The organism is Aeribacillus sp. FSL M8-0235 (genome assembly GCF_038000355.1).
Lineage (GTDB): Bacteria > Bacillota > Bacilli > Bacillales > Aeribacillaceae > Aeribacillus > Aeribacillus composti.
Map to the genome: position 1 here is coordinate 1661011 of NZ_JBBOBW010000001.1, position 22602 is coordinate 1683612.

A 22602-nucleotide genomic window follows, 5' to 3' on the forward strand; every position below is an offset into this window, starting at 1 on the left:
TATGGTAAAATCAACATGAGGAATTGACGAAAAGGAGCCTGAGGTATGGGAAATGTAGTTGAGCAAGAACGAATCAGCAGCTTGATTCAAATATTTGAAAAGCTTCCTAAAGAAGTCAAAGCTTCCTATAAACAAAAATGGAAAGAATTAATTGAAAAAGAAATGCAGGATCAAATCCAAATTGCATTTATGGGCCATTTTTCGGCAGGAAAATCATCGCTGTTAAACAAGCTTGCAAACGGAACCATTTTGCCTTCGAGTCCGCTTCCGACCAGCTCCAATATCGTCATGCTGGCGAAAGGCGAACGTTTGACCCGTGTGCATCTGTTTAATGGCAAAATGTATGAATCGAAAGACGATTTGGATAATGAGCTGATCAGCAAGCTGTGCAAACAAGAAAATGAAATTGAAAAAGTATTTATTCAACGGCCTTATTTTACGATTCGTGAACATCTGATTTTAACAGATTCGCCGGGAATTGATTCGACGGATGACGATCATCGCAAAAGAACAGAATCGGCGCTCCATTTAGCGGATTACATCGTATATGTGACGGATTATCATCACGTTCAGTCGGAGCTGAATTTTTCTTTCTTGTCAAAGCTGAGGGGGATGAATAAACCGATCATCGTCATCATCAACCAAATTGATAAGCATCAAGAAGATGAAATACCTTTTTCAACGTTTAAAACAAACATTGAAGCCTCGCTGACAGCTATCGGAATTGAAAAGGAAAATATTTATTATACGACAACGAAATCGCCTGAGCATCCTTTAAACGAATTTAAGCAGTTAGAGGAGCGGTTAAATGGGCTAGTCGATAATAAAAAGCATTTAGTGCGAAAAAATGTATTGGAGCAGGCAAAAATTTTGCTTCAACAAATGAAGGAGGATTTGTCTAAAGAGAAAGCGGAGAGCCTTCATCTCTCATTGGATGAATGGAATCAGCTTGATCAGCTGCTTCAAAACAGCCAGCAAAAATTGTCGGAAATAGAACAGAAGCTCAAACTGATAGATGAAGACATTAAACAGTTTGAAGCAGCATTTGATCAAGAACTTGATGGTTTGTTGAGAAACGCCAATCTTATGCCTTATGATACAAGGGAAAAAGCGGCAAAATTAATTGAAACCCAGAAAAAAGATTTTAAAGTTGGTTTGTTTTTCTCAAAAAAGAAAACAGAAGAGGCAAAACGAAATGCACTTATTCAATTTTATGAAGAGCTGGCCAAAAATGTGGAATCGCAAATTGTATGGCACATCATCAATATGGCGAAAAAATATTACGAAAAGCATCATATCGACCAACCTTCTCTTTTACAGCAAATACTAAGCTTTTCGATCGAATTTGATGAAAATATGCTGCTTGACGTGATCAAACCAGGGGCTGAATTAAACGGTCAATATGTGCTCCAGTATGGGAAAGATGTTTCAAATGCTGTACAGCAATTGTGCAAACGAGAAGCTCAAAGCTTGCGCGATCACATGATCAAAGCGTTACACAAGATGAATCAAACAGAAAGAGAACGGATGAAGCAGGAGCGGGAACAGCTTACAGTCAAACTGATGCAAATGTCTAAAGCGATTGATGAGAAAGAACAATTTATGAATGAGTTTAAACAGCTTTCCGACATATTAAATGGTCAAGGAACTGTTGACAATATCGATATCGAGCGATGGAAAGCCGAACATCTGCAAAAACAAATCATGGAATGGAATTCTCTTCAATTCCTTATTTCGAATGGAAAGCAAAGAAAAGATAAAAAAATAGAGAAAAAAGAAACCGAACGAAAACATGAAGCGGCGAAGAAAGATCAAATGACAAATAAGCTGCAAAAAGGGATTGAAATTTTAAATGAGACTGGGCTGGAGCATTCAGCCAACCGCTTAAAAGAAAAACTTTCTCAAATTGAGAACCGCTCCTTTCAAATTGCAATTTTTGGCGCGTTTAGTGCAGGAAAATCGAGCTTTTTAAATGCCTTGATTGGTGAAAAAATTTTCCCTTCCTCGCCAACTCCAACAACCGCTGTTATCAATAAATTAACCGGTGTTAAAGATGGCAAAAAACACGGGGATGTGGAAGTAGTCTTTAAAAATGAGCAGCAAATTTTAGAAGAAATTAATGAATTGCTAGCACCGCTTTCTCTTAAGGCGGAGCGATTTTCCGGTTTGCGCGAAGCGATGCTTCAAGCAATGAAACGAACGGAAGATGAAATGGTTCAACGAAGGCTGAACACCTTTTTAGAAGGAATCTCATTTTATGAAAAAGAAGATCAAAAAGTGAAATGGATCAAGGCAGATGAGCTTGAGTCATTTGTTGCAAAAGAAGAACGGTCATGTATGATTCAGGATGTAACGATTTATTATGATTGTGATCTGACTAGAAAAGGGATTACTCTTGTTGATACTCCAGGTGCGAGTTCATTTCACGGCCGGCATACAGAACTTGCTTTCCAATATATAAAACATGCGGATGCCATTATCTTTTTAACTTACTACAACCATCCATTTTCAAAAGGAGATCAGCAGTTTTTGGATCAGCTTGGTCTTGTAAAGGACGCCTTTACGTTAGATAAAATGTTTTTTATCATCAATGCAATTGATTTGGCGGAACATGATCAAGATGCAGAAGATGTTCGAAATTATGTCGAGCAAATGTTATTGTCCCATTCAATCCGAGAGCCGAAGCTTTTTCAAGTTTCAAGCTTACAGGCATTGGAAAAGAAAAAGATTTCAAAGGTTCGAGACGAGTTTCCGCATTTTCTCAAGTCGTTTGAACATTTTATCCATCATGAATTGATGACCGTTTTAATTCAAGCGGCTGAACATGAATTTCAACAGGCGGTCTCAGAACTTTCAGATATGATCAAGCTTTTGGAGCTTGATGAAAGCGAACGCGATCAGAAAATTCGCGAATTGAAGGATCAGCTCAATCGCATGCAGGAATTAATTCGTACGCAATCAGTTGACGAATACGTTATAACATTCCAACAGGAAACGGAAGAATTGAACTATTACGTAAAACAGCGGCTTCTTCATAAACTTCCGGAGCTGTTTAAAGAGGCGTATCATCCTGGCAAATTTACAAACAACACAAAGGGAGAAGCAGCCATTTTAATGGATTGTTTTAACGAAATGATAGAAGGACTGAATATTCAGCTCCAGCAGGAAATGAACGCTACAACACTTCGTATTGAAAATTATTTAAACGGAATATTGCAAAAAATCAATCAGAACCTGTCCGACATGGTTGCTAAACAATGTGAAGCAGTTCCGTTTTCAAATATAGAAGAGGTTCAATGGGAAGAAATCCGGATCCAAGTTTCCGTTTTCCCTTACATTCAATTTGATGTTTCAAAAGCACATAAAGTGTTCCGAAATACGAAATCATTTTTCGAGCAGAACGAAAAGCAAAAGCTGTTTGATATTCTAGAACAGAATTTGAAAGATACGATTGACATGTCGGTGAGAGCTTTTGAAGAGCATCTGGCTCGCCATTACGAAGCATTATTGAAAAAGGAAATCGAACAGCTGAAGGAAAAAATGATTCAGGAAGGAAAACAATTTATTCAAGCTAGATTAAAAACGTTGACAGCACCAAATGATGTACAATGGATGAAAGAAAAATTCAATGAATTAACATCGCTTTCATAAAGAGGGGCAGAAGCTCCTCTCTTCCTTTGAAAGTGCTCGAACTTAAAAATTAGGGGGAAAAAAGATGGCAGAAGTACATAAAGAGATAACAAAGCATTCAAACCGCCAGCACGAGATCGTGAAAAGGTTTTTGCATCTAGAAGAAAAACGGGAGCAGGCAATCGATGAAGCTGTAATGCTTTGCGAAAAGGGGCTTCATTTTTCCGTGCAAACGATTAACGAAATTACAAAAGAAATGAATGAGCTGGCCAGAACCACCGGAATCGTTCCGCAGCGAAAATACGTAACGGAAGAAATGGTAAAAGAATATGTAAGTCGGAAGCAAAGCTGAAAGGAACTGGATGACCCAGTTCCTCATAAAATTCATGGAAGAGTCTTTATTTTCTGGATGCTAACAGAACGTGCAAAATGGTTTGTGGAAATGTTTTTTGCCGGGAGAAGCCGCAAAAACAAAGCTCATCCCTCTGATCAAAAAGCGGATGATCTCATGGGGCCCCGCTCTTGATGGAACGCTCATAAACGTTGTTAGTTTATTGTGTTCTAATACATTAAAGGTCCCGGTGAATGTTCACAAACGTTGTTAGTTTATCGCGCTAATACATTAAGGTCCCGCTGAACGCTCCGAACGTTGTTAGTTTATCGTGTTCTAATACATTAAAGGTCCCGCTGAACGCTCCGAACGTTGTTAGTTTATTGCGTGCTAATACAATAAAGGGTTCCAATGAAAGACCAGAACGTTGTTAGTTCTTCTTCAATAAAATGAGTTAACACATAAAGCCCTCCGAACGATAAAAAATGCTGTTTCCAAATATAAGCAACACGAAAAAACTTAAAATCAGCCGCTTGTTGTTCCTTCATGATCAATCCCTTTTTGAAGCTGCAATGCTTTTTTGGCTAATTCATCAGCCGTTTTGTTTTGCTTTTCGGGAATCCATTTAATAAAAAACAAATCCAATTGATCGATGAGCTTTAACGCTTCTTGAAGATGGCTGTTATAGCGTTGATTTTTTGCATAACGTTTAAGCACTGCTTGCTCCACTGCCTGTGAATCGGTTCTGAAAGAGACGATCTTATATCCTTTTTCAAGGCAGATCATAAGTCCTTTGACTAATGCAGCAAATTCAGCTTCATGATTATCCATGACGCCAAGGGGGAAAAAATATTTTTCTTGAATGTTCGTTCCTTTTATATAAATACCGGCGCCGGAAAGTCCGGGATTTCCTTTTGCCGCACCATCTATGTAGACTTCTACCAATCAATTTCACTCCCTTAGAGGAATTTTTTTAAAAATGAAGAATATAACATGTCATCAAGATCATGATAAGGATGAAAAAAGCTTAAAATAGATGTGAGGAGCTTTTGATCTTATTAAGTAAAACATCTATTTGACTGCCTTTTTCTTTTCAAAAAAATCGATGTGATTATACCATACAATTCGATCAATGTCTGTAAAAACCCTTTTGAGTGAATCGGTTGCAAGGTTGAACAAAATATGGTATAAAAAATTAGTCTCTTCAATTGAGAATGCGAAAGATACATTTTCGAGAAAGTACAATCTCTTTTTGTGAAACAGCATAATGATAAATAAAAAACAGTGGAGATGGAATGATGAAAGATCGTGCGGCTATATTTGAAAAAGTGACTGAATTAATGGATGAATATTGCGTAAATTGTTTTTTAAAAGCTCATTTTCGAAAAGAATATGGAAAAACATATGCCCATTCATTTTGTATTAATAAATGCACGGTGGGACAGCAAATTAAAGAGCTGGGGAAAAATTTGAGGGGGACACGCAAGCGCGGCGATCGAAAATTCAGTAATAAATAAAAATTCCGAAAATAAAAAATAAAAAGAGGCAAAAGCCTCTTTTTATATTTGAAGATCAAATGATCATCGATTATAATTTTACAACGTTCGCTGCTTGTGGTCCACGATTTCCTTGGACAATTTCAAAAGATACCGCTTGACCTTCTTCTAAGGTTTTGAAACCTTCGCCTTGAATTGCAGTGAAGTGGACAAAAACATCGTCTCCGCCTTCAACTTCAATAAAACCATAACCTTTTTCATTGTTAAACCATTTTACTTTACCATTTTGTTGCATATTTCGATTTCCTCCTAATACTTTCCGCACAAAGCCGTGCTTAAAAAATTTTTTATCATTTAACAGGAATATAATGCAACAAGCAAGGTCTCAAAACCTTAGGCTGCCTATATTCAGCTAAATGATATATCTACTATACACTAACCAATTATTGAAAGTCAAGTTTATTCCAATCATTCGAATTTTTGTCAAAACGCTAAGATGGAAATTGATTGGGAATAAATCAGCTTAATTGCCGGCTACATGACAAGGATGCTTTCACCGTGAAAATCGGTGCTGTTTTCTCGCAAAAAAAAAAAGCATTTTCCAGGTAATACGAGGAAGTTAATACGATAAAGCGACATCATTTTATAAAAAAACGAATGTCTTATTGACACTCGTTTATGAAATATGTTCATGAATATATTTAGACATTCGTTCACTTTCTAACTTTATGTCGTCTAAAATGGTGTCCACAGCGTTTGGATGGTACAGTTGAAAAATATTTTTACGCATCCGTTTTAATTTATCAGGTGAATGCAATAATTTGTTCACCTCATCAATCATATCAGATACATTGTTGACGATGACCGCAGCGCCGTGTTTTGCAAAGAATTCCGCGTTTTCTTTTTCCTGCCCAGGAACCGGGTTGTATAAAACGAGAGGAACCGAAAGGGAAGAAGCTTCTGTTAACGTAATTCCTCCGGGTTTTGTAATCAACAAGGAAGCAATTCGAAACAGCTCGTCCACTCTTTCGACGTAACCCAAAACTTTCAATTGATCTCTGCTTGCTTTAGCAAGAGGGGCTAAGCGGTCTTTGAGCGCATGATTGTTTCCGCATACAACAACGGTTTGGACGTTTTCTGAATAGCGCATCGCTTCGCAAATTTCTTTCACATTTTTTAAGACGCCGTGAGCACCTGCCATAATAAGCAAAATATGTTTGTTCTCACTTAATCCATATTTGCGGTACAACGGTTCTATCTCAATATTTTCTTCAAATCGGCTGCGTATAGGAATTCCGGTAACTTTTACGTCTTTTTCGTCGATCCCTAAGCTGAGAAGTTTTTCTTTTACATCTTCACATGCTACATAATATTTATCTATGTTTTGATGCACCCAAATTTTATGTAAACAAAAATCTGTCATGACATTAAAGGTCGGAATCACGTGACCGGTGCGTCTCCGGTATTCGGGTACGACGATCATTGGAAACGTATTGATGATGATATCGGGTTTTTCAGCAGCAATCACTTGTTCGAGTTTTTTTCTGCCCATTGTGTAATAAACATTCATGACTCGTTTATTGTACATTTTATCTACACCATAATAAAACAAACGGTAAAACTGTTTTCCAAACGAAAAGCTCTTTAAATACAGGTATTTTGTGAATTCAGTAATGAGTGGATGAGACTCTTGATATAGATCGCAAACGATGACGTCCATACCCCGTTCCATACATCGCTTTTCCAGCGTCTTTGCCACTTGAATATGCCCGTTTCCGTACTTTGCTGTCAAGATCAAAATTTTCTGCTTATTCATAAACGATTTCATCACCTCAATTTCAGAACGTCGTATTTTAATCCGACCAGGTTGCTATTATTATTCCCAAATATAAGGAGTTTCTTGATATACATAATAGTTAAGCCAGTTGACAAACAGCAAATTCGCATGTGACCGCCAGCGATTGTAAGGCGATTTCGTCGGGTCGTCATTAGGGAAATAATTTTTTGGGATTTCGATGTCAAGTCCTCTCGCCAAATCTCGTTCATATTCATCTCTTAATGTTGTTGCATCATATTCAGGATGTCCGGTTAAAAAAATAAATCTCCCGTCTTTCGAAGAAATAAGACATACACCCGCTTCATCCGAATAAGACAAAATCTCTAAATCTTTTTGTTTTTTCACTTCTTCCACATCGATGTCCGTATGGCGAGAATGAGGAACGTAATAGATTTCATCGAAACCTCTTAACAGCTTGACGGAAGGATCTGATATTTTATGTTCAAAAACGCCGAAGCATTTTTTCGGCAGCATATATTTATCGATGCCGTAATGATAGAATAGGCCTGCTTGAGCACCCCAACAAATATGCAAAGTAGATGTCACATTTTCTTTCGTCCATTCAAAAATGTTTGTCAACTCTTCCCAATAATTAACAGCATTAAAAGGCATTTTTTCAACAGGAGCCCCTGTTACAATCAACCCGTCGAATTTTCGATGCTTGACTTGATCAAACGTTGTATAAAATTGTTCTAAATGCTGCTTTGCCGTTGTTTTTGGCGTATGGGTTTTCGGACGCAAAAACGTGATATTAACTTGAAGCGGAGAATTTCCTAAAAGTCTGAGAAGCTGGGTCTCCGTTTTTTCTTTTTCTGGCATTAAATTTAAAATGGCAATATTTAATGGGCGGATATCCTGAGTGTAAGCCCTTTTTTCATCCATCACGAAAATGTTTTCCTTCTCCAATATTTCTTTTGCCGGCAAATTTGCTGGTATATTAATTGGCATGTATGTGCACCTCCGGAATGTAATCGAAAAACAAAAAAATGAATCATGTGCAGAGCGAAACAGAACATGATCAGACTAAGTTTTGCTAATATTATAGATAGTTTAAAATGATATTTCAATTTTAGATTTGTTATTATTATGACTGTAATGTAAAATCAACGTAAATGGAGGGGGAGGCGTGATGACTGTTTATGACTTTGATGTAAAAACCGCAGATGGGCAAACAATATCACTATTACAGTATAAAGGAAATGTCATGCTCATTGTCAATACTGCAAGTTATTGCGGCTTTACGGAGCAATACAAAGATTTGCAAAATTTATATGAAACATACAAAGAAAAAGGATTTGTCGTACTGGCGTTTCCGTGTAATCAGTTTGGCAATCAGGAGCCGGGAACGGACGAAGAAATCCAAACATTTTGTGAAAATTATGGTGTGACATTTCCCGTCTTTTCAAAAATTGATGTGAGAGGCCCGAATGCCCATCCTTTATTTGTGTACTTGACCGAACAAATTCCAGGCGTGTTTGGAACAAAGATGATTAAATGGAATTTTACAAAATTTTTGATCGACCGCGACGGAAATCCGGTAGAGCGATTTGTTCCGCAAACAAATCCGAAAGACATCGCTCCTTATATCGAAAAGCTTTTGTAAATTCTCCATTATTTCACTGCAAGTGCTTTTGGAAAGAATTTTGCAGACTGGCATGTTAAAATGGAACTAGCTAAGAGGAAGTAGGGAGTGACATCTTGTGAACATTAAGTCGATTGAACCTACCCCAAGCCCTAATACGATGAAAGTAATTCTCGACCAAGAGCTTCCGGCAGGTAAAAGGAACAATTATAAAAAAGAAAATGCTCATGAAGCACCAAAGGAAATCCAATCCATTTTAGCAATTGAAGGGGTGAAAGGGGTTTATCATGTTGCAGATTTTATGGCCATTGAACGAAACAGCAAATATCATTGGCAGGATATTTTATCAGAAGTAAGAAGCATTTTCGGCGAGCAGGTTGAAGATAACAGCCAGGACGCCTATTCTCCTGAAGAAGGATATGGCGAAGTAAAAGTGTTTATTCAAATGTTTCACGGCCTGCCGATGCAAGTAAAGCTGACAGACGGACATGAGGAGCGCCGCTACGGGCTGCCTGAACGCTTCCGAAACATGATCATGGAAGTTCAAAAGCATGCGAACAACGTTGTTTTAGAAAGGGAATGGAAGGAGCATGGCGTCCGCTACGGAGATTTGGATGCAATCGGCCAGGAGGTTGTCGATGAAATATCAGCAGCCTATCCGGATGACAGGCTGGAACGCATAAAAAATAGAATCATTCATCAAAAGGATGAAAAGGAAACGTTTAAGCGATTCAGCTACAAAGTAACGGTTGACATGCTTGATGATCCTGATTGGCAAAAGCGATTTGCCCATTTGGAGCAAATGGATCCAACGCTTGAAGATTTAGATGTGCTGGAAAAAGCGTTGAATGATGAGAAAGCATCGATACGAAGACTTGCAACGGTCTATTTAGGAATGCTCGAAGATCCGGCTGTCCTTCCTTTGCTCTATAAAGCGTTAAAAGATAAAAGCGTTACTGTTAGAAGAACAGCAGGTGATGCGCTATCTGACATCGGGGACAAAGCGGCTATTCCTGAAATGGCGAAAGCATTGAAGGACAAAAGTAAACTTGTTCGTTGGCGAGCAGCCATGTTTTTGTACGAAGTAGGAGATGAATCTGTTTTAAAGGAACTGAAGGAAGCGGAAGACGATCCAGAATTTGAAGTGAAAATGCAAATAAAAATGGCAATAGAAAGGATCGAAAAAGGAGAAGAAGCAAAAGGATCCGTTTGGAAGCAAATGACCGAAAGCCGGCAAAAGTAGCATATTTCTGTTTCATAAACGAATAATGTTAAATATAGTAAAAATTAGGGGGATTGAAAATGTCAATGGCTTATGAAGAGTATATGCGTCAGCTCGTTCAACCGATGAGAGATGAGTTGACAAATGCCGGATTCCGCGAATTAGTTACACCTGAAGAGGTGGATCAATTTATGGAATCAGCGGAAGGGACAACGCTCGTCTTTGTGAATTCCGTTTGCGGCTGCGCAGCGGGACTTGCAAGACCAGCGGCAACACAAGCTTTAGTAAGAAGCGAAAAAACTCCTGACCATCTCGTAACAGTTTTTGCGGGTCAAGATCGGGAAGCGACGGCAAAAATGAGGGAGTATTTTATCGGTTATGAACCGTCGTCGCCGTCAATGGCTCTTTTAAAAGGAAAAGAAGTTGTCCATTTTATCCCAAGACATGACATTGAAGGCAATACGCTGGAAGGAGTTATGGAAAATCTTCTTCAAGCATTTGAAAAGCATTGCTAATGATATTCAGCTTCTTAAAAGTAAAAGAGCTCATGGTCTTCCATGAGCTTTTAGTCTGTAAGTTCCATTACAATTAAATATGCAAGTGTAATAAAGCTACCTATTATGAACATTGCATCATACATATGTACTTTCCTCCAATCAACTAGAAAAAATTTTGCAGGATGAGTTGAACGGTCATTTTCTGCCGGTTTCCCAAATTGTCGGCTTCCGATCTGCTGCCTCCAACTTCTGATTTTTATTTTACCCTTTTTTCTCGTTTTTTTGAACCCATTTCTTTTCAGTCAAAAAACTCTATCAAATATCTATTTTGATTAAAATATGATAGAATGATAGTATCGTTTGTTCATTTGGCGGAAAGGATGTTGGGAACTTGAAAAATTGGATTCGAAAATCGCTTGTCGTTTTATTTACACTCGCAACATTCGGGCTTGTAGCGCCTCCGTCCGCCTTAACCGTCAATAAACAGGCTCCTGACGCAAACTATGCACCGGAGGCCGAAGAGAAAAAACTATTACTGCATCGTGATTCACAAGATCAGTCAGCAATAGAACAGCCAAACATTGTCGATCAATTTTTGTTTGAAGCGGAAAAACAATCATTTGAAAAATTCGGCAAAAAAATCAGCGGTGTGATAGAAGATGAGTTTCGCAACTTAGTTTTGCCGCAAATGGAAGAAGTGATCAAAACCTTCTTGGCAACGGAGAAGGAAAAATTTGCAGATTTGGCTATATCCCAAAAACCTGCGAATGGAAAAGGAGAAAAAATTTTTCACATTTATGATCGTACGAGCGGAAAAGACTTGATACGATTTCATGTTCGCGTCGATCATCCGCCAAAACAGGGCTATTGGTTTGATTTTCATTACCATACATACCATGACCACTTTCAAACCCATTATGCATTGGGGAAAATTTATTGGGACACAAACACACCTCCAAATTGGATGCAGTAAAGGAAGTGATTGAATATGGCGTATTCACTTGAAAAGCTCCAAAAAAAAGCGATTGAATTGTTGGAAGATCGGGGAGTAACATTAAAAGACATTGGACAAATCGTGTTGGAGCTGCAAAAAAAATACATTCCCGATCTGTCTCTTGAAGAATGCACATACCATGTTGAAAAGATTTTAAGAAAACGAGAAATCATTCATGCTGTCTTGACAGGAATTGCTTTAGACAAGCTTGCGGAACAAAAATTGCTTCCTGAACCGCTTCAGCAAATTATCGAATCAGATGAACCGCTATATGGAATTGATGAAATTTTATCGTTATCGATTGTAAATGTTTATGGGTCAATTGGATTTACGAATTATGGCTATTTAGACAAAGAAAAATTTGGAATCATCAAAGAGCTGAACAATAGCCATGACGGGAAAGTCAATACATTTTTAGACGATATCGTGGCAGCCATTGCTGCAAGTGCAGCTAGCCGCATTGCTCATAATAACGAAGATGTAAATGATAAGCTGGAAGAGATAAAATAATTTCAGAAAGTGTGCAGCGGGAAATAATTGGCGATTCGCCAATTTTTCCATTTTTAAAGATGGAGATTGCAAAAATAAGCTGCATGAGACGGCTTTTTCGATCCGGATTTTGAAAAAATTTTTTCGTTTGACAAACGGTTTAATAGCAATGAGAGAACGAGCCGATTGTAAACTAAAGTAACATTTCAACTAAAGGATGTGTCATCAATGGAACAATACTTAAATTTATGCAGACATGTGCTTGAGCACGGGGTTAAAAAACAGGATCGGACGGGGACAGGAACCATCAGCACATTTGGATATCAAATGCGTTTTGATTTGGCTAAAGGGTTTCCTCTTGTTACGACGAAAAAAATTCATCTAAAATCGGTCATTTATGAGCTGTTATGGTTTTTAAAAGGTGATACAAACGTAAAATATTTACAAGAACACGGCGTCCGAATTTGGAACGAATGGGCAGATGAGAACGGCGACTTGGGCCCCATTTACGGCTACCAATGGCGTTCGTGGACAGGTGCAGACGGAAATACCATCGACCAAATCTCAAATGTAATTGAACAAATTAAAACGAATCCACATTCACGGCGATTGATTGTAAGTGCTTGGAACGTCGCTGATTTAGATAAAATGGCCCTCCCGCCGTGTCATGCGTTTTTCCAATTTTATGTTGCGGAAGGAAAGCTTTCGTGTCAGCTTTATCAACGATCAGCAGACCTTTTTTTAGGTGTACCGTTCAATATTGCTTCCTATGCGCTTTTAACGATGATGATTGCTCAAGTTTGCGACTTGGAGCCCGGGGAGTTTATCCATACATTCGGCGATGTTCATATTTATAACAACCATATTGAGCAAGTAAAATTGCAGCTGACGAGGGAGCCGCGGCCTCTTCCGACAATGAAATTGAATAAAGAGGTAAAATCCATTTTTGATTTTACTTATGAAGATTTCACGCTGGAAGGGTATGATCCTCATCCTCACATTAAAGGTGAGGTGAGTGTATGATTTCCTTTTTGTTTGCGATGGATAAAAACTGGCTGATCGGAAAGGACAATAAGCTTCCTTGGCATCTTCCGAATGATTTAAAATATTTTAAAGAAACAACGATGAACAAAAAGATCGTCATGGGCCGTAAAACCTTTGAATCGATTGGACGGCCCCTTCCCGGAAGAGAAACGATTGTGTTAACAAAGAATGAAAAGTTTTCTTGCGAAGGCTGTCTCGTTTTTCATTCGATAAATGAATTTTTGCAATTTGCCCAAAACAATAAGGAAGAAGAAATTTTTGTAATTGGCGGAGCGAAGATTTTTGAAGCGCTGCTTCCATTTGCCGATCGGCTCTATGTAACAGAAATTGAGGGGGAGTTTGAAGGCGACACATATTTTCCAAAAATTGATTTTTCTGAATGGAAGCTTATTTCCCAAAAAGATGGAGTAGTTGATGAAAAAAATGTTTATCCGCACCGCTTCCTTGTGTACGAGCGAAATAAAATAAGAACGGTCTGAGTCAATTTGAAGTCAAGGAAGCATTGCTTCTTTTGCCGGTTTCTATAGGACATTAAAAAAGGCGCTCAAGCGTCTTTTTTAGTTGTGCCATATCTTGCAAGTAATACATATAAGAATCATATAAATTCACATGTAAAATTGGATTCAATCGGTCAAAAAAGCCGATTTCTAAATAAAAACAATAGATGTAATTTTATTTTTATTTGAATCGTGTTATAATTTAAAAATTAAGAAATTGTTTAAGGGCAGGGATGTACGATGACGAATTTGACAAAAGTTGAAGCATTCGTCCAAGTAGAAGATATATTAAAAGCGCATCAATCATTAAAGGATGTTGTGACACATACTCCATTGGAATTTAACCAAAGATTATCTGAAAAATATGGTTGCCGGGTATACTTGAAAAGGGAAGATTTGCAAGTTGTACGCTCTTTTAAAATAAGAGGAGCTTACAACAAAATGAAACATTTGACTCCTGAGGAAACGAAAAATGGAGTTGTCTGTGCAAGTGCTGGAAATCATGCGCAAGGAGTCGCATTTTCGTGCAGAGCGTTAAAAGTGCATGGAAAAATTTTTATGCCTTCCACAACTCCTAAACAAAAAATATCTCAGGTGGAATTGCACGGAAGAGAGTACATTGAAATTGTGTTGACAGGCGATACATTTGATGATGCGTATAAAAAAGCGCTTGAATGCGCCGAAAAAGAAAACCGTACGTTCATCCATCCGTTTGACGATAAAGATGTCATTGCGGGCCAAGGCACCATTGCTGTTGAAATTTTAAATGACAGCGATGAGCCAATTGATTTTTTGTTTGCTGCTATCGGCGGCGGAGGGTTAATGTCTGGCATCGGCACATACTTTCAAAGCGTATCGCCGGAAACAAAATTAATCGGCACGGAACCTTCCGGAGCACCAGCTATGGCGAAATCACTCGAAAAAGGCGAAGTAGTCGAACTGGATGAAATTGAAAAATTTGTGGATGGAGCGGCGGTCCAGCGGGTAGGAAATCAGACATTTTCCATTTGCCGGACAATTTTGGACGATCTTTTACTTGTGCCGGAAGGAAAAATTTGTACAACGATCTTGAACTTATATAATGAAAATGCAATTGTAGCAGAACCAGCAGGTGCGCTTCCAATCGCAGCGCTTGATTTTTACAAAGATCAAATAAAAGGAAAAAATGTCGTTTGTATTCTTAGCGGAGGCAATAACGATATTGAGCGCATGCAGGAAATTAAGGAGAGATCCTTAATTTATGAAGGCTTGCAGCATTATTTTATCGTTAATTTTCCGCAGCGTGCGGGTGCTTTACGTGAATTTTTAGATGAGGTATTAGGTCCGACGGATGATATCACTCGCTTTGAATACACGAAGAAAAATAATAAAGACAGCGGTCCTGCGCTTGTCGGCATCGAAGTCAAGCATCGGGAAGATTATCGCGGATTAGTTGAAAGAATGAAAAAGAAAGGTTTTCCTTTTACAGAGGTTAACAAGGACAGCAACTTATTCAATTTGTTAATTTAAAATATTTTTGTATATGACAAATTTTTGCAAAATTCGCTCCTATTTTGTTGTATAATAGAAGAAACGGGTAAAAAGAGGATTGATACTTTGCTATTTAAAAGCCTAGAGTTCAAACTTGAAAATGGACAGAAGGTGAAGATTGTTGAAATCCCAGTATTGGAGGAGGATAACTCTTACCGTTTCATGTTAAATATTCATTTGCAGCTTTTTATAGCGAACATTTGCAAAGAATCAAAGCCAAAAAGCCTTTATAATTTTCGAAGCTATTTGAAGCATGCTTTAAAGTGGAAAGATTATGAATCAATTTTTCAAGACAACCGATTAAAACATAACGCTTAAAGAAATATCCCTTGCAGATATTTGATTATCGGCAAGGGCTTTTTATTTTTTTTAAGCGTTTTGGAGAAGAAGGAGAGATCTGCGAAATTGACCGTTTTTGAATTTTTAAGTTTCAAAATATGTTAGGACGGGTAAAGATTAGAGACTGTTTCTTTTCTTTTGATCAGAAACGTGATAAGGTTGAAATATTATTGTTTGATAGGAAGTGAATATATTGACACAAAAGGTAAGGATCGTTACCGATTCAACAGCAGATTTAGATAAAAATATTTTGGAGGAATACAATATTGAAGTTGTTCCGTTAACCTATACATTGAATGGTGTATCTTATACGGACGGCATTGATTTTGAACCAGCGGAATTTATTGAAAAAATGATGGAATCAGCAGAAATACCGAAAAGTTCTCAGCCTTCTCCGATCCATTTTAAGGAAGTGTATGATCGCCTTCATGCAGAAGGTTTTCAAGTGCTATCCATTCATATGTCCGGTAAACTGAGCGGAACAGTGCGCGCCGCACAGCAGGGGGCAAGCCTGACCGAGGGAGAAGTTACGGTCATAGATTCCAACTATATATCTAGCGCTTTAGGTTTTCAAGTGATTGAAGCGGCAAAAATGGCAAAAAAGGGAGCAATGTTAGACAAAATAATCTCTCATATAGAACAAGTACGAAAAAACACTTTTCTTTATGTATCAGTAGACACTCTCGAGCATTTGGAAAAAGGGGGACGGATTGGAAAGGGAAAGGCTCTATTAGGATCGTTATTGAATATTAAACCGATCGCTTCTTTACAAGACGGGATCTTTACGCCAATCACAAAAGTTAGAAGCCATTCGCAAGTTGTTAAATTTTTTATGAAGCAATTGATTCAAGATATAAAAGATCGCGATTTGCTGAGGATTGGGGTGGCGCATGCCAATGCATTAGATTTGGCGCTGCGCTTAAAAGAGGAATTGTTGAAGATCACAACCGCCGATAAAATTGATATTTGCACAACGACACCAATCATTTCCATTCATACCGGCAAAGGAGCTTTAGGAGTTTCTTACTATGTGAAGCCATAAGTAAAAGCTAGTTTTTTGAATCTTTTATGAATCATTTTGGAATTTGTTTTCACTTGAATGAAAATTTGATACACTTTCGATGAGAATAGGTGAAAGGTGAATGATCGATGAAGAAGAAAATGTTCATTTCCTGTTTTCTGTTATTGATCTTTTTAACGGCTTGCAGCGGAAATAAAATAAAAGATCCGTTGAATTATAAAGTGGAAAATTTTGAATTTACGGATCAAAACGGACAGCCCTTTGCTTTAGCAGATTTAAAAGGGAAGGTTTGGGTAGCTGATTTTGTTTTTACAAGCTGTGAAACCGTTTGTCCGCCGATGACAGCCCATATGGCTCAATTGCAGGAAAAAGCGGAAAAAGAAGGTGTTGAAGTCGAGTTTGTATCATTCAGCGTTGATCCGGAAGTAGATACACCAGAGAAACTGAAACAATTTGCAAATCAATTTTCCGATTCTCTTGACAACTGGCATTTTTTAACCGGATACAGCCAAGAGACAATTGAAAACTTTGCAAAAAACAGTTTTAAAACGATCGTTCAAAAACCGGAAAGCGATGATCAGGTCATTCATGGAACGAGCTTTTATTTAGTGGATCAAAACGGAGTTGTTTTAAAAAGCTACAACGGTGTTGAAAATACGCCGTATGACGAAATCATCAACGATATAAAAGCTGTTCAATAAAGTTTAAAGTTGGCCTAAAGCGTCTGACAGCAGGGGGAAAGGACCCTCTGTACATGATGCCTTTGGGTCAATTTTAAACTTTTTTTCGTATGATATAATAAAAAGAAAGAGATCGTCACAAGGTGATAGGAATGCTGTCGAAAAAATTTTCTCTTCTTATTATGACTTTTTTCTTATTAACCGGATGTGTCCAAAAATCCACTGCTTCTCCTTCAAATCAAGCGAAGGCGGAAGAGGAAGAGAGCAAACCGATTGAAACTGAAATCGCTGTCGCGGGGAATGAAAGTAGGTCCAGCTCTTTTCAATTGCAAGGAGATATCAAAATTGTTGCACTTGGCGACTCCCTGACAAAAGGAGTGGGCGACCGAACAAAAGAAGGCTATGTTGGTCTCGTTTCAGATGAATTAGAAAAAAAGGAAGACATTTCATCTGTTTCAACAGTCAATTTTGCAGCGATGGGGCATTCAACGGAAAATTTGTTAAAAAAGCTTGATGAAGATCAAGTAAAAAAGGAATTGGAAGATGCCGATCTCATTTTCATGACGATTGGTGCAAATGATTTAATGAAAGTCGTGCGGGAAAATATTTTTGAATTAACAGTTGAACTTTTTCAAGAAGAACGCCTTCTTTATGAACAACGTTTAAGAGACATTATGAACAAGATCCGGTCGACAAATGAACAGGCAGTGATTGCGTTTATTGGGCTTTATAATCCGTTTGCGTGGAAATTGGCAGAATTTCCGGAAATTGATATGATTATTTCGGAATGGAACGAGCGGACGAAACAAATTTTGCTCGGAGATGGACGTGCGGTATTCGTTTCAATTCAGGATATTTTTCAAGAAGGAGAGGACAAAAACCTCTTATATACAGATGAATTCCATCCGAACGAGAACGGATATGTATTGATTGCGGCAAGGGTTATGGAAACATTGGAAAATGGAACAAAAAAGGATTGAAGTAAATGAATAAATGGAAGCTTGCATTTTTTATCTTGTTGTTTTCCAATTTTTTGATTATTCTCATCTCCTCTGGTCTTCTGCTTATGCCTGGGGAAAAACCGCCTCTGAAAAAGGAAGCGGAAGGTAGTAAAGATTTTGCTGTCTTTAAAGTGGAAACAGATAAACAGACAGTAACTAAGGTCATCAATGATTATTTAAAAAAGGAAGCCGTTCATCAGCCTCTCACATACTGGGTTGAAATTACGGATGATATTAAACTGTACGGCAGCCTTCTCGCTTTCGGCCGAGATTTGGACATGGTCATGTCTTTTGAACCGAGTGTACAGCAGGGAAACGTCATTTTAAAGGTGAAAAGCTTATCGGTTGGGAGACTTTCCGTTCCGGTTTCTTATGTGTTGAAATATATTGATTCCCAATACCACTTTCCAAAAGAAGTGCAGATTGATGCAAAAAATCGCCAGATTGTAGTCTTTCTTGATCAGCTGGCATTGGAAAACGGGTCTAAAATTCAAGCTGAAAAAATTGATTTGGAGGAAGGGGTAATTTCAGCAAATTTGTATGTTCCGCTCCCTCTCAAATAAGTAAGCGGGTATCAAAACCCGCTTTTGTTTGTGCGCCCGGCATGTATATGAACTATAGGGTGTAAGTCCCGAACCCCGAAGACAGAAGTAGAGGTTAGCCAAGAGCAAGGGTGTCCGTGGTGACGCGGAATCTGAAGGAAGCTGGAGGCAAAACACCGGTCCGAGGAACACGAACCTCATATAAGGCTAGGTATGATTGAGTGAGTTTGCAAAACAAAACAAAGCTCTTTCTGTCGAAGGTCATATCGAGTAAATGAGGCGGATAGATGGTGTGAAAGTGCATGTACTTACCCGGGGAGGTCTGGTGGATATGTGAAGTACGCTTCATAACCTACTTAGTGATAAGTAGCTGAACCGTCAGAAGTCAGCAGAGGTCATAGTATTAGTTGGTCTAGAACAACTAAGAAGGACCGAACAATTAAGAGAGAATAGCCCTTGGCATTCAGTGAGTCATGATGAACACAGAAAACGTAGTACCTCACTTGAGGGAGGAAGCGGTGAATCCCGTGGGAGACCTCTTGGAGGGTGGAGTGACCACTGGCATAAAGAGAACAGCTATTCACGGAAGTTATGAAAACTTGCGTCAATTATCTTAATTGAACCGCCGTATACGGAACCGTACGTACGGTGGTGTGAGAGGACGGGAGTTAATCGCTCCCTCCTACTCGATTGTCAAAATTGAACACGAAGACCTTTTGGATAAAAGTTTTTAATGGTTCCTTTCGTTTCTTTTCCCCAACCGATCGATTCGCCGTCTATTGTCATTAATATCCATCCCCTGTCTACACCCAATGGAGATGAAATCGTTTCTCCCGTTAAATAAGCTTGCCAATCTTTTTCGTTCGTTGAGAAGGAATAACTGTATTTCACATCATTTGGTGTGAGTGACAGGGCAAGATGATGATTCGGTTCAAATCGTTTCTTTTTGATTTCTCCAAGATGGAGACCCGCCCGCAAAACGTTCAACGAAGTAATATCTGGGCATTTTTCAGGTAATACATACAGCTGTTGTTTTTTTAAGAAAAATGCCCCGGTTATTCTTTTCTTTAAAAAAGAATGTTCGAATTGCTGAAACTCAGCTAATTGCTGTTTTTTGACATTTGATTTTAAATATGAAACGCTGCTTCTCGTATTGTTTTCGCCATTTTTGATTAATTTCGCAACGAAATGCCCTTCACCTTTGATTTTATGCGGCCAAAGGCGGATGCATTTTGAAATTTCTTCAAAATTCGTTTTTGTCCATTCCACTCTTCCTCGATCAAAACCTTCACGTTTAGGAATTTCAACAAGAGACATTTCTGGATGCATGCTTACAAATGCCTCAATAACCTGTTCATTTTCTTCAGGAGAAAACGTGCAGGTGGAATAGACGAGAGTTCCGCCGGGTTTTAACATTTGAAACGCTAAAGATAACAGCTTTTTTTGCGTGTACGAGCATTTTTCAACAAGATCCTCGCTCCAAAATTCGATGGCGTTATCATCTTTTCGAAACATTCCCTCTCCAGAGCACGGGGCATCAACTAAAATTTTGTCGAAATAATTCGGAAAGTGTTGAACCAGTTTTTCGGGCCGTTCATTTATCACAATAGCGTTTTGAATTCCGAAACGTTCAATATTTTCCGATAGTGCTTTCGCTCGTTTGAAATGAATTTCATTTGAGATAAGAATTCCTTCATTTTCCATCGCCGCGGCAATTTGCGTCGATTTTCCTCCTGGCGCAGCGCACAAATCTAATATTTTTTCTCCGGGTTTTGCCTGAAGCACTTCAGCAGGAACCATAGCACTCGGTTCTTGTATATAATAGAGCCCAGCTGCATGAAAAGGGTGTTTTCCGGGCTCGTCTTGTTTTTCATCGTAATAAAATCCGTCTTCACAAAAGGGAACTGAAGAAAGAGAAAAAGGTATTTTCCGAATGAACGTTTCTTTTTCTATTTTTAGACGATTGAAGCGCAGTCCCTTGATCGGTTCATCTCGCAAAGCAGAAAAAAAATCATCTGCTTCATTTTTTAACAATTGTTTCATTTTCCGGCAAAAATCATCAGGTAATGCCATATTTCAGATCTCCTTTCCTAAAATATTATAGCGGAATATGAAACATAATGGCGAAAATTCTTTCTGGCGAATTCTTGACGGAGAGGTGAAGATAAGAGAAAATAAATTGTTAGAGATGAAACATTTTTATAGAAAAAGAAAAGCAAGGGAATTTGGTGTAGGGGTGATGTATTTGAAAAAAATATATTTAATTGCTAGCATCGTCATGTTCCTCCTTGCTGTTTATTTTGGCGGTATGGCATATAAACAATACCTTGCTGGAAACTTAGATTACAATTTAGACAAAGTTTACATAAATGTCGGTTACTGCGCCTTGTTTTTAAGCATTGCTGTATATGTACTTCATTTGCGCGAGCATAAAAGTTAAAGAAAAGCGAGATAGAAAGGGGATCCAGAAGGATGAAAAACGTCCTTTGATGGATCGCCTTCTTTCTTTCCTGTAAAAGTAAAAATTTTACATCGTAGTTGATTCTTGATACATAAAAATTTAAAGTCAAAGATATGCAGGTGAAGTTATCATGTTACGTTCAAATAAACAAAATATCTCCCTCATATTACTGCTTTGCAATGTTTTTATCGCTTTTTTAGGAATCGGACTCGTTGTTCCGGTTTTGCCTGCTTATATGAATGAACTAAATTTATCGGGCGTTTATATGGGATATCTCATAGCAGCATTTTCAACTGCCCAGTTGTTTTCCTCGCCGGTCACGGGGATTTTTACTGACCGTTTTGGCAGAAAGATTATGATTGTCATCGGTTTAGTTTTGTTTGCTGTATCCGAATTTTTATTTGCAATAGGTTCTGCGTTCTTCTTGCTTTTGATTTCAAGAATAATTGGCGGAATCAGCGCGGCATGTATTATGCCCGCTGTTACTGCGTTTATTACAGATATCACCATTTTAGAGGACAGGCCGAAAGCGCTTGGATATTTGTCTGCCAGCATTAACGCAGGTTTTATTATCGGGCCCGGCATCGGAGGATTTGCAGCAGAATTCGGCATTCGGGTGCCGTTTTTTCTTGCGGCATTTATTGCGCTTGTCGCAGCCGTTTTTTCCATTCTCCTTTTAAAAGAACCGCTTCCAAATGATAACATTCAACAATTAGATGAAAAACAAACTCGTCTTCAATTTTTCAGCGAATTAAGCAAATCGATCAAACCTCCGTATGTTGTACCGCTATTGATCGTGTTTGTTTTAGCATTTGGTCTTTCCGCATATGAAACGATGTTCGGTTTGTTTGTCGATAAAAAATTCGGTTTTTCGCCGAAAGATATTTCCATCGTCATAACAACAGGAACGATTTTTGGACTCATCGCCCAAATCGTTTTCTTTGACAAGCTAGTGAAGTATCTTGGCGAGAAAAGGTTGATTGAAATTTGTTTATTAGGCGCTTCCGTCTTTATTTTTCTGTCAACCTTAGTTGACGGCTACTTTTTCATTATGGCTGTAACGTTTGCTGTATTTTTAGCATGCGATCTTCTTCGACCAGCTGTCACCACTCTATTATCCAATATGGCAGGAGATGAACAAGGGTTTATTGCCGGCATGAACTCTACTTATACAAGTTTAGGAAACATTGTCGGTCCTGCGATTGCAGGAATTTTGTTTGATATCGACGTCGATTTTCCATACGTTTTAGCTTCCATCGTTTTGCTTTTAGCCTTCATGATGGCAGCGTTATGGCCATTTCGTGATAACATGGAGCAAAAAAGGAAAAATTCTTAATGGAACGAATATACTAGTTTTTGCACTTCGCTATGCTTGAGTTGCAAATCAATTGTTTTGTTCTTTTTAATCG

General features: G+C 38.3%; 24 protein-coding genes. 18 read left to right on the top strand and 6 right to left on the bottom strand.

The window, feature by feature from the left end; genetic code table 11:
- Positions 1–45 precede the first annotated feature (45 nt).
- Together NSQ71_RS08020 and NSQ71_RS08025 are read left to right on the top strand one after the other, a co-directional pair.
- Complete coding sequence (locus NSQ71_RS08020; RefSeq protein WP_340733639.1) at positions 46–3651, top strand: dynamin family protein; 3606 nt, start codon at positions 46–48, stop codon at positions 3649–3651.
- Between the two features lie 64 nt (positions 3652–3715).
- Positions 3716–3982, top strand: coding sequence for a YpbS family protein (locus tag NSQ71_RS08025; protein WP_063389664.1), 267 nt, complete (start codon positions 3716–3718; stop codon positions 3980–3982).
- A gap of 359 nt (positions 3983–4341) precedes the next feature.
- On the opposite strand, the gene NSQ71_RS08030 is transcribed toward NSQ71_RS08025, so the two are convergent.
- Together NSQ71_RS08030 and NSQ71_RS08035 are read right to left on the bottom strand one after the other, a co-directional pair.
- On the bottom strand, positions 4342–4509 hold the full coding sequence (locus tag NSQ71_RS08030; protein ID WP_161939842.1) for a hypothetical protein: 168 nt from the start codon (positions 4507–4509) through the stop codon (positions 4342–4344).
- Positions 4487–4906 carry a reverse transcriptase-like protein gene (locus NSQ71_RS08035; protein ID WP_063389665.1) on the bottom strand — a complete coding sequence of 140 codons (420 nt, stop codon included), beginning with the start codon at positions 4904–4906 and terminating at the stop codon, positions 4487–4489. The genes NSQ71_RS08030 and NSQ71_RS08035 overlap by 23 nt, the downstream gene beginning before the upstream one ends.
- Before the next feature lie 353 nt (positions 4907–5259).
- On the opposite strand from NSQ71_RS08035, the gene NSQ71_RS08040 reads away from it, so the two are divergent.
- A complete protein-coding gene (locus NSQ71_RS08040) occupies positions 5260–5478 on the top strand; it encodes a zinc-finger domain-containing protein (RefSeq protein WP_157728045.1) in 219 nt (72 codons plus the stop codon).
- Between the two features lie 70 nt (positions 5479–5548).
- Here NSQ71_RS08040 and cspD read toward each other — a convergent pair whose 3' ends face one another.
- The 3 genes from cspD to metA form a co-directional block, all read right to left on the bottom strand.
- Entirely contained in the window at positions 5549–5752 is a 204-nt protein-coding gene (gene cspD / locus NSQ71_RS08045; RefSeq protein WP_063389667.1) for a cold-shock protein CspD, read from the bottom strand.
- 381 nt (positions 5753–6133) lie between these two features.
- Complete coding sequence (locus NSQ71_RS08050; RefSeq protein ID WP_063389668.1) at positions 6134–7273, bottom strand: diglucosyl diacylglycerol synthase; 1140 nt, start codon at positions 7271–7273, stop codon at positions 6134–6136.
- A 60-nt stretch (positions 7274–7333) separates the two neighbouring features.
- Entirely contained in the window at positions 7334–8242 is a 909-nt protein-coding gene (metA, locus tag NSQ71_RS08055; RefSeq protein ID WP_063389669.1) for a homoserine O-acetyltransferase MetA, read from the bottom strand.
- Between the two features lie 181 nt (positions 8243–8423).
- Between metA and NSQ71_RS08060 the strand changes: the two genes are divergently transcribed.
- The 13 genes from NSQ71_RS08060 (at position 8424) to NSQ71_RS08120 (ending at position 18753) form a co-directional block, all read left to right on the top strand.
- Entirely contained in the window at positions 8424–8897 is a 474-nt protein-coding gene (locus NSQ71_RS08060; protein WP_063389670.1) for a glutathione peroxidase, read from the top strand.
- Positions 8898–8994: 97 nt separating this feature from the next.
- A complete protein-coding gene (locus NSQ71_RS08065; protein WP_066250259.1) occupies positions 8995–10119 on the top strand; it encodes a conserved virulence factor C family protein in 1125 nt (374 codons plus the stop codon).
- Positions 10120–10178: 59 nt separating this feature from the next.
- Complete coding sequence (locus tag NSQ71_RS08070; RefSeq protein WP_063389672.1) at positions 10179–10613, top strand: BrxA/BrxB family bacilliredoxin; 435 nt, start codon at positions 10179–10181, stop codon at positions 10611–10613.
- 373 nt (positions 10614–10986) lie between these two features.
- A complete protein-coding gene (locus NSQ71_RS08075) occupies positions 10987–11568 on the top strand; it encodes a YpjP family protein (protein ID WP_066250261.1) in 582 nt (193 codons plus the stop codon).
- Positions 11569–11583: 15 nt separating this feature from the next.
- A complete protein-coding gene (locus NSQ71_RS08080) occupies positions 11584–12099 on the top strand; it encodes a phosphatidylglycerophosphatase A family protein (RefSeq protein ID WP_063389674.1) in 516 nt (171 codons plus the stop codon).
- Positions 12100–12306: 207 nt separating this feature from the next.
- Positions 12307–13101, top strand: a complete 795-nt coding sequence (locus NSQ71_RS08085; RefSeq protein WP_063389675.1) for a thymidylate synthase — start codon at positions 12307–12309, stop codon at positions 13099–13101.
- Positions 13098–13601, top strand: coding sequence for a dihydrofolate reductase (locus NSQ71_RS08090; protein WP_340733647.1), 504 nt, complete (start codon positions 13098–13100; stop codon positions 13599–13601). Before NSQ71_RS08085 ends, NSQ71_RS08090 begins: the two co-directional genes overlap by 4 nt.
- A gap of 258 nt (positions 13602–13859) precedes the next feature.
- Entirely contained in the window at positions 13860–15128 is a 1269-nt protein-coding gene (gene ilvA, locus NSQ71_RS08095; protein WP_063389677.1) for a threonine ammonia-lyase IlvA, read from the top strand.
- 87 nt (positions 15129–15215) lie between these two features.
- Complete coding sequence (locus NSQ71_RS08100) at positions 15216–15467, top strand: DUF2535 family protein (RefSeq protein WP_063389678.1); 252 nt, start codon at positions 15216–15218, stop codon at positions 15465–15467.
- A 214-nt stretch (positions 15468–15681) separates the two neighbouring features.
- Entirely contained in the window at positions 15682–16530 is an 849-nt protein-coding gene (locus NSQ71_RS08105) for a DegV family protein (RefSeq protein ID WP_063389679.1), read from the top strand.
- A 107-nt stretch (positions 16531–16637) separates the two neighbouring features.
- Complete coding sequence (locus NSQ71_RS08110; RefSeq protein WP_094245660.1) at positions 16638–17210, top strand: SCO family protein; 573 nt, start codon at positions 16638–16640, stop codon at positions 17208–17210.
- A gap of 131 nt (positions 17211–17341) precedes the next feature.
- A complete protein-coding gene (locus tag NSQ71_RS08115; protein WP_339199787.1) occupies positions 17342–18169 on the top strand; it encodes an SGNH/GDSL hydrolase family protein in 828 nt (275 codons plus the stop codon).
- A gap of 5 nt (positions 18170–18174) precedes the next feature.
- Positions 18175–18753 (top strand): YpmS family protein, encoded by a 579-nt coding sequence (locus NSQ71_RS08120; protein ID WP_066250274.1) that lies wholly within the window; start codon positions 18175–18177, stop codon positions 18751–18753.
- 672 nt (positions 18754–19425) lie between these two features.
- On the opposite strand, the gene NSQ71_RS08125 is transcribed toward NSQ71_RS08120, so the two are convergent.
- Complete coding sequence (locus tag NSQ71_RS08125; protein WP_130157591.1) at positions 19426–20805, bottom strand: RsmF rRNA methyltransferase first C-terminal domain-containing protein; 1380 nt, start codon at positions 20803–20805, stop codon at positions 19426–19428.
- 172 nt (positions 20806–20977) lie between these two features.
- Between NSQ71_RS08125 and ypmT the strand changes: the two genes are divergently transcribed.
- Together ypmT and NSQ71_RS08135 are read left to right on the top strand one after the other, a co-directional pair.
- The gene (ypmT, locus tag NSQ71_RS08130; RefSeq protein ID WP_063389739.1) at positions 20978–21172 is read left to right on the top strand and encodes a protein YpmT; all 195 of its coding nucleotides are present in this window, start codon (positions 20978–20980) and stop codon (positions 21170–21172) included.
- Between the two features lie 151 nt (positions 21173–21323).
- Entirely contained in the window at positions 21324–22529 is a 1206-nt protein-coding gene (locus NSQ71_RS08135; RefSeq protein WP_311067239.1) for an MFS transporter, read from the top strand.
- Positions 22530–22602 lie beyond the last annotated feature (73 nt).

Bases quoted from the DNA above. Each gene is read 5' to 3' on its own strand.
- NSQ71_RS08135 (WP_311067239.1), top strand. From the start codon at position 21,324: ATGTTACGTTCAAATAAACAAAATATCTCCCTCATATTACTGCTTTGC.
- metA (WP_063389669.1), bottom strand. From the start codon at position 8,242: ATGCCAATTAATATACCAGCAAATTTGCCGGCAAAAGAAATATTGGAG.
- cspD (WP_063389667.1), bottom strand. From the start codon at position 5,752: ATGCAACAAAATGGTAAAGTAAAATGGTTTAACAATGAAAAAGGTTAT.
- NSQ71_RS08110 (WP_094245660.1), top strand. From the start codon at position 16,638: ATGAAGAAGAAAATGTTCATTTCCTGTTTTCTGTTATTGATCTTTTTA.
- NSQ71_RS08070 (WP_063389672.1), top strand. From the start codon at position 10,179: ATGTCAATGGCTTATGAAGAGTATATGCGTCAGCTCGTTCAACCGATG.
- NSQ71_RS08020 (WP_340733639.1), top strand. From the start codon at position 46: ATGGGAAATGTAGTTGAGCAAGAACGAATCAGCAGCTTGATTCAAATA.
- NSQ71_RS08030 (WP_161939842.1), bottom strand. From the start codon at position 4,509: ATGAAGGAACAACAAGCGGCTGATTTTAAGTTTTTTCGTGTTGCTTAT.
- NSQ71_RS08120 (WP_066250274.1), top strand. From the start codon at position 18,175: ATGAATAAATGGAAGCTTGCATTTTTTATCTTGTTGTTTTCCAATTTT.
- ilvA (WP_063389677.1), top strand. From the start codon at position 13,860: ATGACGAATTTGACAAAAGTTGAAGCATTCGTCCAAGTAGAAGATATA.
- NSQ71_RS08115 (WP_339199787.1), top strand. From the start codon at position 17,342: ATGCTGTCGAAAAAATTTTCTCTTCTTATTATGACTTTTTTCTTATTA.
- NSQ71_RS08090 (WP_340733647.1), top strand. From the start codon at position 13,098: ATGATTTCCTTTTTGTTTGCGATGGATAAAAACTGGCTGATCGGAAAG.
- NSQ71_RS08040 (WP_157728045.1), top strand. From the start codon at position 5,260: ATGAAAGATCGTGCGGCTATATTTGAAAAAGTGACTGAATTAATGGAT.
- NSQ71_RS08060 (WP_063389670.1), top strand. From the start codon at position 8,424: ATGACTGTTTATGACTTTGATGTAAAAACCGCAGATGGGCAAACAATA.
- NSQ71_RS08050 (WP_063389668.1), bottom strand. From the start codon at position 7,273: ATGAATAAGCAGAAAATTTTGATCTTGACAGCAAAGTACGGAAACGGG.
- NSQ71_RS08125 (WP_130157591.1), bottom strand. From the start codon at position 20,805: ATGGCATTACCTGATGATTTTTGCCGGAAAATGAAACAATTGTTAAAA.
- NSQ71_RS08080 (WP_063389674.1), top strand. From the start codon at position 11,584: ATGGCGTATTCACTTGAAAAGCTCCAAAAAAAAGCGATTGAATTGTTG.
- NSQ71_RS08085 (WP_063389675.1), top strand. From the start codon at position 12,307: ATGGAACAATACTTAAATTTATGCAGACATGTGCTTGAGCACGGGGTT.
- NSQ71_RS08025 (WP_063389664.1), top strand. From the start codon at position 3,716: ATGGCAGAAGTACATAAAGAGATAACAAAGCATTCAAACCGCCAGCAC.